Raw genomic sequence first — 12,832 nt, forward strand, 5'->3', positions numbered from 1 at the left:
ACGAGGAAATCCGCACTGTCTAGGGAGGTTGGCACTTCGTGCCTAAGCACTTAGGTAAACGCTTTACATCGCGTTTCTTGTCGCAGGTTGAGCTGACCTCGCAGCCAGATCATGCGCTGATCGACGTCATCACGATCCCGCGCACGCAGAGCACCAGCCCGTGGAAACAGCTGGCAAGCCGCGTTATTTGGGCCATGGGGCTGTTGGTCTTCGTCACCATCGTCGTCTTTTTCGACGGCGATGGCTACAGCGAAGACCTATCTTTCCTCGATGCCGCCTACTATTCAGCGGTGTCGTTGACCACTGTGGGCTACGGCGATATCGTCCCTGTGACCCCCACGGCGCGCTTTATCAACCTCGTTATTGTTACTCCGGCCCGCCTGCTCTTCCTTGTTTTGTTGGTCGGTGCTACCTTGTCGGTTCTGACGGATCGAGCCCGTCGCACGTTTGAAATCCAGAATTGGAGAAAGCAATTGCGTAACCACACCGTCGTCATCGGCTATGGCACCAAGGGCGCCGGTGCGGTCGCCGCGCTTATCGCCGATGACGTCCCAGCCTCCCAAATCGTGGTCGTAGACAATAACCGTGCGGCCCTAGCTAGCGCCGAGCACCATGGCCTTGTCACCATCTATGGCTCCGGAACCAAACAGGATGTCCTGCGCATCGCCGGCGCGCAGCACGCCTCCTCCGTGGTGGTGACGCCGTCCACGGACGATACCGCGGTGCTGTGCACGTTGTCTGTGCGCGAGCTCAATCCGAAGGCTAAGGTTGTCGCGTCTGTGCGTGAATCCGAAAACCGCCACCTTCTCCTGCAGTCCGGTGCCGACTCGGTGGTCACCTCCGCGGAAACGGCCGGCCGCCTCCTGGGCCTTGCCACCGTCACCCCAACGGTGGTGGAGATGATGGAGGACCTCCTCTCTCCGAATGAGGGCTTTTCCGTGGCCGAGCGCGCTGTACGCGAATTCGAGGTGGGCTCCAACCCGCGCCACCTCGCGGACATCGTCTTGGCAGTCCTGCGTAATAACGAGCTGCACCGCGTCGACACGGCAGATGCCTACGCGCTCAAGCCCGGTGACCGCCTGCTCTACATCAAGCACGAGATGCAGCAAGCCGCGGAAGATACCGATGAAGATGAGGACGAAGGCAACTAATGTTCCTGCCCGTCACCGAAGCCGGCCTCGTTCCGGTAACGCCTCAAGGGCAACCTGTTTACCTGGCTGAGCCGGCGGGGGATATCGTGGTGACAGCCGGGTCCATCCATGCTTTCCTCGTGGGCACTGAGTCCGCCGAGCGGCTCGGGACGTTGCGCGATGCCACCTTTTTCAACGGGCAGCGCGATATCCTCAAAGCACTGCACCTGATTCGCAACCGTCGTGAAGCGCGCTTTGATCCGCGCACTGGGCGTGAGCTGTCCTATCCTGCCCCGGGGGCCGTGGGCCACGACGGCGAGCGCCTCGTTTTCCCGCGCCTCGATCCGGCCGTCATCGGCATCATCCGCCACCCAGAAACGGACCGTATTCTTCTGGCTCGCAACCGGCACCGATCAGGGTTCTTTTCACTCATTGCCGGTTATGTCGATCCCGGCGAGACCCTCGAAGAGGCCATGGTCCGCGAGGCTTTGGAAGAAACCGGTCGCCGCGTTGAATCAGTTACCTACTGGGGCTCGCAACCCTGGCCACCGAGTGGTTCGTTGATGGTGGGCTTTTCCGCGGTCACGGAGGATGTCCGGCCCGTGTGCGATACTGACGGAGAGCTCGCGGAAGTGCGGTGGGTGTCCCGCGCTGAGCTGCCAGAACTGACCATTGCCCGCAAGGGCTCAATTGCACACACGATGATTATGGAGTGGTTCCACGGTGATGAGACCGGATCTGTCCCTGCTCGATGAAGACCAGCGGGCCGCAGCCACGGCGCCGCGCGGCCCGGTCTGCATCCTCGCGGGTGCCGGTACGGGCAAAACGCGCACGATTACCTATCGCATCGCCCACATGGTGGACCAGGGCTTCGTCAACCCACAACGCGTTCTGGCCGTCACGTTTACTACTCGTGCCGCAAGCGAAATGCGTGAGCGTCTCAATCACATGGGCGTCGGGGGAGTGCAGGCCCAAACCTTTCACGCCGCGGCGCGCCGTCAGCTGAAGTACTTTTGGCCGCAGGTTGCGGGGGATCTGCCTTGGCAGCTCATCGACAACAAGTTCAGCCTCGTGGGGCGCGCGGTGCGCTCACTCGGATTGGACAACAACAAGGACACCATCCGTGACTTCCTGGGGGAAATCGAGTGGGCAAAGTCCTCGCTGATCAGCCCCGAGGGTTATCCCGGCATCATCGAATCCACGGACCGCGAGGCACCGGGGGACCCGGCCAAGGTGGCGGAGGTCTTCCGCCGCTATGAGGACATGAAGGCCACCCCGGATGTCATGTACCTCGATTTCGATGATTTGCTCATGCATATCGCCGGTGCCATCGAGAACGTTCCTTCGGTGGCTGAGGTATTCCGTGAGCGGTACCGCACCTTCGTGGTGGATGAGTACCAGGACGTCACGCCGCTGCAGCAGCGAGTGTTGGAGGCGTGGTTGGGGGAGCGCGATGACCTGACGGTTGTGGGTGATGCTAACCAGACCATCTACTCCTTCAACGGGGCTTCCCCGGAGTACTTGCTGAATTTTTCTCGCACTTATCCGCAGGCCACTGTGGTGAAGTTGCAGCGAGACTACCGCTCCACCCCGCAGGTGACGGACTTGGCCAACGAAGTTATCTCAAAGGCTTCGGGCCGCGCTGCGGGAACCCGTCTGGAGTTGCAGGGTATGCGCGAGCCAGGGCCCGAGCCCACGTTTAAGGCCTATGAGTCTGAGGAGATTGAGGCCAAGGAGGTCGCGGGCCAGGTTCTGACCTTGCTCAACCAGGGAGTTAAGGCCTCGGAGATTGCGATCCTCTACCGCATCAACGCGCAGTCGGAGCAGTTTGAGCAGGCGCTTGCCGACGCCGGAGTGGTCTACCAAGTCCGCGGCGGCGAAGGCTTCTTCCGCCGCCCAGAGATCTTGGAGGCCATCCGCGTGCTCATCGCCGCCACCCGCCGCGATGATCTGCCGAACGATCCGGTGGCCGTGGCGCGCGCGGCTTTCGTGGAGCTGGGGCTGTCCGCCACGGAGCCGCAGGGTGCGCAGGCCCGTGAGCGCTGGCAGTCGCTCACCGCACTGGTGGATCTCATCGCACAAATCGTGGAGGACCACGAGGGCATCGACCTTCCCGGCGTGCTCGGTGAGCTGCACCGCCGTTCCGAAAATAAGCACAACCCCACGATGGAGGGCGTCACCTTGGCCACCATCCACGCAGCCAAGGGCTTGGAGTGGGATGCGGTCTTCCTCGTTGGCCTCACCGAAAAACTGTTGCCCATCAACCACGCCATCAAGGCCGGCGATGAGCACGTGGAGGAGGAGCGCCGCCTGTTTTATGTCGGCATTACCCGTGCCCGCGAACACCTAGCTCTGTCGTGGGCGTTGGCAAAGACCACCGGCTCGCGAGCCTCGCGTGAGCGCACTCGTTTCTTGGATGGCGTGGTGCCAGGAATCGAAGAAAGCCAGTCCTCCAACCGCCGCTATCGCCCGCGCCGCTGCCGGGTGTGCTCGGGCCAGCTCAGCAGCCCAGCGGAAAAGGTCTTAGGCCGCCACGAGTGGTGTGAATACGAGGGCGATGAGGATGTCTTCAACGCACTGCGCGCGTGGCGCGCGTCCGTGGCGAAGGACTCTCAGGTACCTGCTTATGTCGTGTTCTCTGACGCTACCCTGCAAGCGATCTCGGAGGCGCTTCCCACAAACGAAGCGGAGCTGCTCGATATCTCCGGGGTAGGCCCTTCCAAGCTGGAGCGCTATGGCGCGGAGGTGCTGCAGATCATCGCGTCTGCCCGCGCTTAAACACCGGCGCAGTACGCGCAGCGCGGGTGTTCAATGAGCAGGCGGCGTTGCTCCATGCCGTAGAGGTCTATCTCCGTGAGCTCACCAGCTAGCGGTTTACCGCCGGGTGCCCCGGGTGGGGCGGGTCTTCCCAAGAGCCGGCGAATGGTCACCACCGCATGCATCACTATCGCCGTGCGCACGATGGGATCACCCGGTGGCTCTACCGCTGCGGCGCGGTGAGCCACCTCGTGCCACTGCTCGTCAGCTTCGATGCGGTGCAGGTGCGCGCACATCGGACAGGGACCGGCTCCAGCTACGCGGACCGGTCCGATGATGCCGCGGGCATCGAGCATGGACACTGGCAGCCAGGTCGCCGGGGAATTGCTCAGTGCTTGTGCCCATTCCGTGGCGCCATCCAACATATCGACGGCCACGATAGGCAGGTGCCCGGCCACGTTCGCGATGTACTCGGCGGGGGTTTCGCTGTGGAGAGGGGAACGGGGTTGGAAGGAATCGCTAAGCAGGACGTCGCGCAGCTCATTGGCCAGGACCGAGGTTCCCAAAACCGCCACGCGCTGGGGACGGGGAGCCGGCCACAGAACGCGGTAGCTAATCAGATCATCGACCAGACTGCGAGCAGCGGAGGCGCTAACGCCTGTGTTCTCGATGGACTTTTCAATGGTCTGCCGGGTCAGCGGAGTGCGCAGCCGGTTGAGCAGCCCCGCCAGCTGCGGGTGGGCTTCGAAGACCCCAACGCGCGTGGCATCCATCCCACACTGGAGAATTCCAGGCTCGCGTTCAATGACCACGGTTTCTGGCGCCAACATGTACGTCTTAGCATTCATGTTTTCCTCCCCGTTCTTTAACCCACCCCAGTTGTGTTTAGCCACCATTGCACCACAGGTAGAATGCCCTGTCATGTCGAGCAATCCCGAGGTACGCGTCATCCGCTCCGCCCGGCGCCGCCGCACTGTCCAAGCCCGCGTCGTTGATGGCGTCGTGGAGGTGCGCATCCCCGCCTGGATGTCGGCGGCGGAGGAGCGCGAAGCAGTGGATGGCATCGTGGCGAAGGTCCGCAAGAAGCACAGTTCTTCGCAGCTTTCCGACGACTCCTTGTCCTCTCGCGCCCGTACCCTGAACGCCCGCTTTCTGGAGGGCCGCGCCACGGTGGGATCCATCCGGTGGGTGAGTAACCAAAAATCCCGCTGGGGTAGTTGCACTACCTCAACGGGAGATATTCGGATTTCTGACCGGCTGCAGGATGTTCCCGACTACGTCCTCGACGCTGTCATTATCCACGAGCTAACGCACACCTTCATCCCGGGCCATGGCCCGGAATTTTGGGAGTGGGCCGATCGAGCCCCCAAAGCCGAGCGCGCGAAGGGATACCTCGAGGCCTACCAGCGCTTCCGCTAGTTCTCGTCTTCCGGCTTGTCCTTTTTGTTTTCTTTATCCTCGCCGGCGTCCGTGTTCTTGTCCTCGTCAGCGGTATCGCTGGCGCTGGCGTCCTGCTGGCGGAGCATCTCCTCCAGCTTGGAAAACTCTTCTTCAAAGCCCTCGTCGGGGGTGTCATCGAGCAAACCGTCGATGAAGGAAGCCGGGTTCTCCAGGTGCTCTGCGGTAGGCAGCAGGTCCGGGTGGTCCCAGGCGGAGTCACGCTTATCGGCGCCCACTGCGACGGTGGCGCGGCGCCACAGCTCAGCTGCCGCCTCTACCTTCGGCGCGTTTAGCTCAATGCCAACGACCTGGGAGAAGGCCTTTTCTGCGGAACCACCGGTGGAGCGGCGGTGAGCCCACGCCTCATTCATCGCCTTCGTGGACGGGATGCGCTCACCCAGGGCCTCGGTCACTACGTGCTCGACCCAGCCCTCGACGAGCGCCAGGAGAGTCTCCAAGCGGGAAGCCGCGCCCGCATTGCGGGAGGTGATCCGCGGGGACAGGTCCATGCCCTGCAGCTTGTTCATCGCATCCTGGATGGCCTGCGGGTCACCGGACTCCAGGTTGAGCTCGTGTGTGGCTTCCTCGATGTGAGAAGTGTCGATGACCAAGCCCATGGCGTATTCCTCCACGGAGGAGACGAGGCGCTCAACCAACCACGGCACATGCTTGAACAGGCGCTGGCGGGCAGCCTCGCGGGCGCCGATATAGACCAACACTTCTTGGCCCGGAACATTGAGATCGCGTGCGATGGCCTGAATATTGTGTGGCAAGAGTGCGGTGGTGCCCGCGGGGGAAACCGGCAAGCCGAAGTCAGAACCGGTGAGCGCCTGCGCGGCCAAGTCACCCAGGGCATGGCCCAGCTTCATGCCGAAATTCATGCCGGACATCGAGTTCATCATCGAGGTCATCGGCCCCATCATCTCGCGAGCTTCTTCCGGCAGGGATTCCAGCTGCGCGGAGTTCATGTGCTCCGCCACCGGGGTGACCATGCGCTGCCACATCGGCAGAGTCTCATCCAACCATTGCGCAGAATTCCACGCGGTCACGGTGCCGGATGCGGTAGGCAGAATCGTGGCATCATCCAACCACAGTTCCGCCAACCGCACGGCCTCCTGCACTGCGGTGCGGTCTTTATCATTGATCTCTTTATCGCCGGAGATCTGCTGGTGCGCGATGCGCTTGGCCAGGTCATAGTTGACCGGGCCTGCACCCTCCGGGGAATTCATGGAAGAACCCATACCGGAGAGCATCTGGCCAAACTGATTCAACAAGTCTCCTAGGCCACCGTTGCCCGCGCTGAAGCCGAAGGCGCCGAACGGGTTCTGGTCGCGACGATCGTTATCATCGTCATCGTCGTTATTGGGGAAGGAAAAACCGAATCCGTTGCTCATGGGGCCTAATCTACTAGGTTTCCTAGTGCGGATTCTAGGACCACGGCAACGCTGAGAGCGAACAAGCATCACGAGGCTGTAGGCTGATCCTCCGTGAAATCTTCGCAGAACCCCCGAACCCGCCGCCTGTCCACCTTGACGTGGGGAGCCATTCCGGTGGTGTTGACGGGAACCCTGCTCAGCGTCGACCACATCCCCGGCACCGATATCACCCTGTCGGTGCCGTACGCCGCCGAAGGACCAGGTCCTACCCTGGACACCTTGGGTGAAGTGGAAGGGGAGCCGGTGGTCAACGTCGAGGCCCCGGAAACGTTTCAGCCGCAGGGGCATCTCAACATGACGACGGTCTCTGTTCGCACCAACATGACGTTGGCTCAAGCTTTGGGGCGGTGGCTTTTCACCGATGACACCATCGTCCCCATCGGCAGCGTCATCCCGCAAGGCAAGACGGATGAGGAAGTTCAGGAAGCCAATCAACAGGCTTTTACCCAGTCTGAGTCAGCGGCCACCGTCGCAGCCATGGACTACCTGCACAAGCCCGTGCGTATCGAGGTAGCACAGGTGCTCGACGACAGTCCCGCTGCGGGCGCGCTTGACGACGCCGACATCATCACCGCCGTCAACGGCGACAAGGTCACGGAGCCTGGCCAGATACAGGAGAAGATCCGCGCTCTTAAGCCCGGCGATGAGGTGAAGCTGGGGATTATTCGCAAGGGCGAGGAAAAGACAGTCCCGGTGACCCTCGGCGCACACCCAGAGCACGACGACGTAGCTTTGCTGGGCATCCTCATGACCTCAGTGCCCACCGAAGACATCACCGTGGATTACAACCTACAGGACATCGGTGGACCGTCGGCCGGAATGATGTTTACGTTGGCGGTGATCGACAAGTTGTCCGATGAGGATCTCACCGGCGGCCGGTTTGTTGCCGGCACGGGCACCATCGGTGAGGACGGCGAGGTCGGCCCCATTGGTGGCATCGTCCACAAGGTACACGCCGCGCAGGAAGCGGGCGCCGAGCTCTTCCTCGCACCTGCAGATAATTGCGCGGAGGCGGTCAGCCGTGGCACCGGCGACATGGTGGTGGCCAAGGTCCACACGCTGGATGACGCCATCACAGCCATGCACGACTTTGCAGAGGGCAAGCCCGTCGAGACCTGCGAAGGCTAGCCCTAAAGGAAGTTGCGGTCCTAGACCAAGCCAAGCTCCTTGAGGCGCTCTTCCGGATCGTCCTGGTCCGTGGAGATCATCTGCTGCATGATGAGGCCTTCGTCGTTGTCCACGACGGTGAGGATGGCCGTGTTGCCCAGCATGGACCAGCCCACCACGCGGTTGCCACTGTCCTCGATGACGCGGGAGCTGCGCAGCTCGGTGAGAACTTGAGTGGTCTGGGAAGCTTTGGTCTTGGACTTGAAGAACTGGAACTGTCCCACCTCGGAACCGGAGCAGTTGAAGGAATCCGTCACGCCGTTGGGATCGCAGCGGTCGAATTGAGCGAAGATCTCCTCCGGGACGAGCCCACCGAAGATCTCATAAGCCTGCTCCACAGAGTCGGTGAACTTGCCACTGGGCTCAGCGGACTCGCTGGAGTCCTTGTCTTTGTCTTTTCGGTCGGCGGAGCTGCGGGTTGAGGATTCTTCCTCCGCGTCCGAGCTGGTCTCAGTCTCGGATGCGGCAGGAGAGAGCGTCTCGGATTCCTCGGCAGTGGTTGCCGGGGCCGGCGCGCTGGATTTCTCCGCGGCTGCAGTGGTTTCTTCGCTTGCAGGAGCCGGCTCGGGGGAGGGCGCATCGTCCTTCCCACATGCGGTGAGCAGGCAGCCGGTGGCAAGCACGGCCGATGCTGCGGCGGTGAAGCGAGATGTCAAGCGCACGAGAGACTCCTCTATCGATTCCGTGCCCAGCCCCGAGAGCTGAGCGTTAATGGCCACTGCAGACTGAGTTTAGTCGATGAGAGGTTGAGCCGATTAGAGCATCTCCTCCGGATCTTGCTCCAATCCGTAGCGCAGGGCGGCGATGACCCCCGGTGCCACGTTCGGGCCGCCGCGCAGCTGAATATCGTCCTGCGCGAAGGGGCCAGCTTCTGCCAGTTCCTCCTCCGTGGGGCGCAGCTGAAGAAGCGTGAGTTCGGCGCCGTCCTCGTCGATATCCTCCGAATCGGCTGTGGAACTGCCGGCCATGGCGGTAGCCCGCAGGACTCCGGAGAAGAGGCGCGCGGGGCGGGCGTCGCCAAGCGCGGCGTCCGCGGTGTCCTTGAACATGATCTCCTGTGCCAGGATGACGCCGGCGATCTCCCGCGGCCACGCCAGCCGCGAGACGTAGTCCGCGAGGTGCTCCGAGCCCGGCTCGATGCCCTCCGGCAATTCCTGCACCACGAGGGTGAGGGGAGAGGAGTCATCGACGTCACCGAGCTGTGCGGCCACCAGCTCAGTGGGGACGAGAGCAAAAAGGGTAGGAGGTGCATCCCAACCCTCGGCGTGGATGAAATCCACGGCCTCGCGCATGGCCTTGTTGAGCGCGCGGTGTACAGCGGGCTGGGAGGAAGGTTGGGAACTCATAAGCGTCCTTGTTCGTTGACGGTCATAGTGCTTCTCTAGACTAGAAGCTTGATACCTCTATATTCGCACGACACTTGATTGGAGCTGGAGTTGGCTTCCGGACTCAACCGACCCACCGCCCCGATGAAACGTCCGCCCAAGTTTCTCTCGTGGGTTGTCGCCATCATCGCGGTCCTCTTGTTCATTGGCCCCATGCTCGTGGGCTTCTACACGGATTGGAAGTGGTTCGGCGCGATTGAGTACCGCGGGGTCTTCACCAAGACCCTGATCACGCGCATCGTGCTCTTCATCTTCTTCGGACTAGTGGCGGCGGCCGTCACCTACGTAGCAGGGCTGATTGTCTGGCGCGGGCGCGGCGATTCGATGGACATGGCGGATTTCAATTCCCCGGTTTATCAATATCGCAAATCCATTGAAAGCACGATGAGGGTCTTCCTCAAGGTCATCCCAGTCCTCGTCGGCGTTGTCTCTGGCCTGCTGGGCCAGGCAAATTGGCGCACCGTCATGCTCTTCCTGAACTCCCATGACTTTGGGGTGGCTGACCCGCAGTTCAACCACGATCTCGGCTTCTACGCCTTCCGCCTGCCGGTGTGGTCGATGCTGGTCAGCGCTGCTTCCATGCTGGTTGCCGTGTGCTTCCTCATCGCACTCGTGGGGCATTACATTCTCGGTGGCATTCGCCTGGGTAACCGCGCCTCGGGTGTGCGTGGTTCGCTGTCGAAGTCGGCGCGCACTCAACTTGCTGTGACCGCCGGAATCTGGATGCTGCTTCAGGTGGCTGGATACTGGCTGGGCCGCTATGAGTTGTTGTATAACCAGCACTCGCTGTTTACGGGTGGTTCCTACACGGATATCAACGCCTACCTGCCGGCGAAGATCATTCTGATGATCATCGGCGTGTTCGTGGCCGTGGCGATTTTCTCTGCCGTCGTGATCAAGGACTTGCGCATCCCCGGCCTGGCCGTGGTGCTCATGGTGCTGTCTTCCTTGGTTATTGGTCAGGGCTGGCCGCTCATCATGGAGCGCTTCTCCGTGAACCCGAACCGCCAGGCTAAAGAGGCGGAGTCCATCTCCCGCAACATTGAGTCCACGCGTTTTGCTTATGGCCTCACCGATGACAAGGTGACCTACGAGGAGAACTGGGGTGCTGACGACGTCTCCGATGACAAGGTCGCCTCCGATGACTCCACCATTTCCAACCTGCGCCTGCTGGACCCGGACATTTTGGCGCCGACGTTCACCCAGATGCAGCAGCTGAAGAACTTCTATGGCTTCCCAGAAACGCTAGCCATGGATCGCTATGAAATCGACGGCGAGCTGCGTGACTTCGTGGTTGCCGCGCGCGAGCTGGACCCCAACGAGCTGCAGGAGAACCAGCAAAACTGGATCAACCGCCACACCGTGTACACCCACGGCAACGGCTTTATCGCCGCGCAGGCAAATACCGTCGATGAGGTGGCTCGTGACGCCGGCTCCGCCCGCGGTGGTTTCCCCATCTTCACTGTTGCTGACCTGCAGACCCAGGCGGGCAAGGACGCCGAAGGCGAGGGCGAGACCAAGAACGCTGAGGAATCCCTCGGCATCAAGGTTGACCAGCCGCGCACCTACTTCGGCCCTGTGATCGCTAGCGCACAGGATGGCATGGACTACGCCATCGTGGGCAAGACCGGCGATAAACCGGTGGAATACGATACCGATACCTCCACCTACACCTACGACGGTAAGGGTGGCGTAGACATCGGAAACATCGTTGACCGCACTGCCTACGCCTTGAAATACCAGGAGCTAAACTTCCTGCTCTCGGATCGTGTCGGCTCGGAATCCAAGCTGCTCTATGACCGCGATCCGCGCGAGCGCGTGGAGAAGGTCGCCCCGTGGCTGACCACGGATTCCTCCACCTACCCGGCGGTTATCGACGGCCGCGTCAAGTGGGTCGTGGACGGCTACACCACGCTGGATTCCTTGCCGTACTCGCAGCGCACCTCCCTGACGGAGACCACCCAGGACACTCAGAACCCGACGGGCACGACGCAGCGCTTGGTCAACGACCAAGTGGGCTACATCCGCAACTCGGTCAAGGCGACTGTCGACGCCTACGATGGCACCGTCGATCTCTACGAGTTCGACACCGAGGACCCCGTGCTCAAGGCGTGGGAGGGTGTGTTCCCGGGCGTCGTCAAGCCAGAGTCGGAGATCTCCGACGAACTGCGCCAGCACCTGCGCTACCCGGAGGACATGTTCAAGGTGCAGCGCAATCTGCTGGCCAAGTACCACGTGGATGACCCGGGCGTCTTCTTCAACAACGATGCCTTCTGGTCCGTGCCGGAGGACCCCACCGCCGGTGAATCTCAGGGACTGAACCAGCCGCCGTACTACGTGTTGGCAGCCGACCCGGAGACCAAGAAGCCGAGCTTCCAGCTCATCACTTCCTACCGTGGCCTGAACCGTCAGTTCCTCTCCGCACACATGGCGGTGTCCTCTGACCCGGACAATTACGGCAACATCACCGTGCGCGTGCTGCCGACGAATACCCAGACCCAGGGCCCGAAGCAGGCACAGGACGCGATGATGTCTTCCGACCAGGTGGCGCGTGACCGCACGCTGTGGCAGGGCTCGAATGACCTGAAGAACGGTAACCTCTTGGCGCTGCCAGTGGGGGATGGGGAGATCCTCTACCTCGAGCCGATTTACTCGCAGCGTAAGGGCCAAGAGTCCGCGTTCCCGAAGCTGCTGCGCGTGCTGGTGTCCTACAAGGGCCGTGTGGGCTATGCCCCGACCATCGGTGAGGCCCTGGACCAGGTTGGAATCGACCCGAAGGCCGCGCAGAACATCACGGAGATCGAAGGCGATACCGGCAAGGACGGTGACCAGGCTGGAAACACTGGCGGTGACAAGAAGGACGCGGCTGACTCCAAGGACTCCGACGCTTCCGCACCGGCCTCCGCTCCGAAGGCATCGAGTGAAGGCGAGGCTATCGACGCCATCAACAAGGCTCTCGATGGCGTGGACAAGGCTAAGAACGGTTCCTTTGAGGAGTACGGCAAGGCCTTGGACGAGCTGGACAAGGCAGTGGAGGAGTACCGCTCGCTGCAGTCTCAGTAGTAGCTCCACGTAGTCCAGAGAAATGGCGCCTGCCCAGGGGATTTGGGTAGGCGCCATGGCGTCTGTATAGTTACATGAGTCGCCGGCACACGGGGTAAAAATCCTAGTGATTAACCACAGTGTGCTGAAGCGCTTGATGTTCGGAAGTACATCTCGACGCGGGGTGGAGCAGCTCGGTAGCTCGCTGGGCTCATAACCCAGAGGTCGTAGGTTCGAATCCTGCCCCCGCTACCAACTTCCCGCCCCTACCAGTGGAAACACCGGTAGGGGCCTTTTCTGTTTTGTGCTGGAATCGCCATTTGGGGCTTTGAATCCTGCACCACGTAGGACTTCGCCGCTCCCCCCAAGCCATGCACTTAGAAAGTAAAATCTTCTCGCTGTACGGTATCGTCGGTACGCTCAAAGATCGAAGCGCAGGATTACAAGGACTACATCCTCGGCTTCATCTTCTATA

10 protein-coding genes and 1 tRNA gene are annotated in these 12,832 nt (G+C 61.6%); 7 read left to right on the forward strand and 4 right to left on the reverse strand.

The window, feature by feature from the left end; translation table 11 throughout:
- Positions 1-38 precede the first annotated feature (38 nt).
- The 3 genes from HMPREF2967_RS02020 to HMPREF2967_RS02030 are packed head-to-tail and all read left to right on the forward strand — an operon-like array spanning position 39 to position 3,908.
- Positions 39-1,151: a potassium channel family protein gene (locus tag HMPREF2967_RS02020; RefSeq protein ID WP_070520204.1), complete on the forward strand. Its 1,113-nt coding sequence runs from the start codon at positions 39-41 to the stop codon at positions 1,149-1,151.
- Positions 1,151-1,885, forward strand: coding sequence for an NAD(+) diphosphatase (locus HMPREF2967_RS02025; protein ID WP_070597316.1), 735 nt, complete (start codon positions 1,151-1,153; stop codon positions 1,883-1,885). Before HMPREF2967_RS02020 ends, HMPREF2967_RS02025 begins: the two co-directional genes overlap by 1 nt.
- On the forward strand, positions 1,854-3,908 hold the full coding sequence (locus HMPREF2967_RS02030; RefSeq protein ID WP_070684755.1) for an ATP-dependent DNA helicase UvrD2: 2,055 nt from the start codon (positions 1,854-1,856) through the stop codon (positions 3,906-3,908). Before HMPREF2967_RS02025 ends, HMPREF2967_RS02030 begins: the two co-directional genes overlap by 32 nt.
- Here HMPREF2967_RS02030 and HMPREF2967_RS02035 read toward each other — a convergent pair.
- Positions 3,905-4,735: a TOMM precursor leader peptide-binding protein gene (locus HMPREF2967_RS02035; RefSeq protein ID WP_070684757.1), complete on the reverse strand. Its 831-nt coding sequence runs from the start codon at positions 4,733-4,735 to the stop codon at positions 3,905-3,907. The genes HMPREF2967_RS02030 and HMPREF2967_RS02035 overlap by 4 nt on opposite strands.
- Positions 4,736-4,808: 73 nt before the next feature.
- On the opposite strand from HMPREF2967_RS02035, the gene HMPREF2967_RS02040 reads away from it, so the two are divergent.
- Positions 4,809-5,306 carry a M48 metallopeptidase family protein gene (locus HMPREF2967_RS02040; RefSeq protein WP_070520212.1) on the forward strand — a complete coding sequence of 166 codons (498 nt, stop codon included), beginning with the start codon at positions 4,809-4,811 and terminating at the stop codon, positions 5,304-5,306.
- On the opposite strand, the gene HMPREF2967_RS02045 is transcribed toward HMPREF2967_RS02040, so the two are convergent.
- Entirely contained in the window at positions 5,303-6,721 is a 1,419-nt protein-coding gene (locus tag HMPREF2967_RS02045) for a zinc-dependent metalloprotease (RefSeq protein WP_070684759.1), read from the reverse strand. The two genes, HMPREF2967_RS02040 and HMPREF2967_RS02045, sit on opposite strands and share 4 nt — an antisense overlap.
- A gap of 93 nt (positions 6,722-6,814) precedes the next feature.
- On the opposite strand from HMPREF2967_RS02045, the gene HMPREF2967_RS02050 reads away from it, so the two are divergent.
- Positions 6,815-7,891 carry a YlbL family protein gene (locus tag HMPREF2967_RS02050; protein ID WP_070532446.1) on the forward strand — a complete coding sequence of 359 codons (1,077 nt, stop codon included), beginning with the start codon at positions 6,815-6,817 and terminating at the stop codon, positions 7,889-7,891.
- Between the two features lie 20 nt (positions 7,892-7,911).
- Here the strand turns inward: HMPREF2967_RS02050 and HMPREF2967_RS02055 are convergent, their stop codons facing one another.
- Positions 7,912-8,649: a beta-N-acetylglucosaminidase gene (locus tag HMPREF2967_RS02055; protein WP_369816012.1), complete on the reverse strand. Its 738-nt coding sequence runs from the start codon at positions 8,647-8,649 to the stop codon at positions 7,912-7,914.
- A 36-nt stretch (positions 8,650-8,685) separates the two neighbouring features.
- On the reverse strand, positions 8,686-9,276 hold the full coding sequence (locus HMPREF2967_RS02060) for a PPA1309 family protein (protein ID WP_070520224.1): 591 nt from the start codon (positions 9,274-9,276) through the stop codon (positions 8,686-8,688).
- Positions 9,277-9,399: 123 nt separating this feature from the next.
- Here HMPREF2967_RS02060 and HMPREF2967_RS02065 point away from each other — a divergent pair, with 123 nt between their 5' ends.
- Together HMPREF2967_RS02065 and HMPREF2967_RS02070 are read left to right on the forward strand one after the other, a co-directional pair.
- Positions 9,400-12,378 carry a UPF0182 family protein gene (locus tag HMPREF2967_RS02065; protein WP_070684773.1) on the forward strand — a complete coding sequence of 993 codons (2,979 nt, stop codon included), beginning with the start codon at positions 9,400-9,402 and terminating at the stop codon, positions 12,376-12,378.
- Between the two features lie 157 nt (positions 12,379-12,535).
- A tRNA-Met gene (locus HMPREF2967_RS02070) sits at positions 12,536-12,612 on the forward strand.
- Positions 12,613-12,832: the final 220 nt, after the last annotated feature.

Source organism: Corynebacterium sp. HMSC059E07 (assembly GCF_001814395.1).
GTDB lineage: Bacteria > Actinomycetota > Actinomycetes > Mycobacteriales > Mycobacteriaceae > Corynebacterium > Corynebacterium hesseae.

What these genes read in the sequence shown, in the direction of transcription:
- HMPREF2967_RS02045 (WP_070684759.1), bottom strand. Translation starts at nt 6,721, where the DNA reads ATGAGCAACGGATTCGGTTTTTCCTTCCCCAATAACGACGATGACGAT.
- HMPREF2967_RS02065 (WP_070684773.1), top strand. Translation starts at nt 9,400, where the DNA reads ATGAAACGTCCGCCCAAGTTTCTCTCGTGGGTTGTCGCCATCATCGCG.
- HMPREF2967_RS02040 (WP_070520212.1), top strand. Translation starts at nt 4,809, where the DNA reads ATGTCGAGCAATCCCGAGGTACGCGTCATCCGCTCCGCCCGGCGCCGC.
- HMPREF2967_RS02035 (WP_070684757.1), bottom strand. Translation starts at nt 4,735, where the DNA reads ATGAATGCTAAGACGTACATGTTGGCGCCAGAAACCGTGGTCATTGAA.
- HMPREF2967_RS02025 (WP_070597316.1), top strand. Translation starts at nt 1,151, where the DNA reads ATGTTCCTGCCCGTCACCGAAGCCGGCCTCGTTCCGGTAACGCCTCAA.
- HMPREF2967_RS02060 (WP_070520224.1), bottom strand. Translation starts at nt 9,276, where the DNA reads ATGAGTTCCCAACCTTCCTCCCAGCCCGCTGTACACCGCGCGCTCAAC.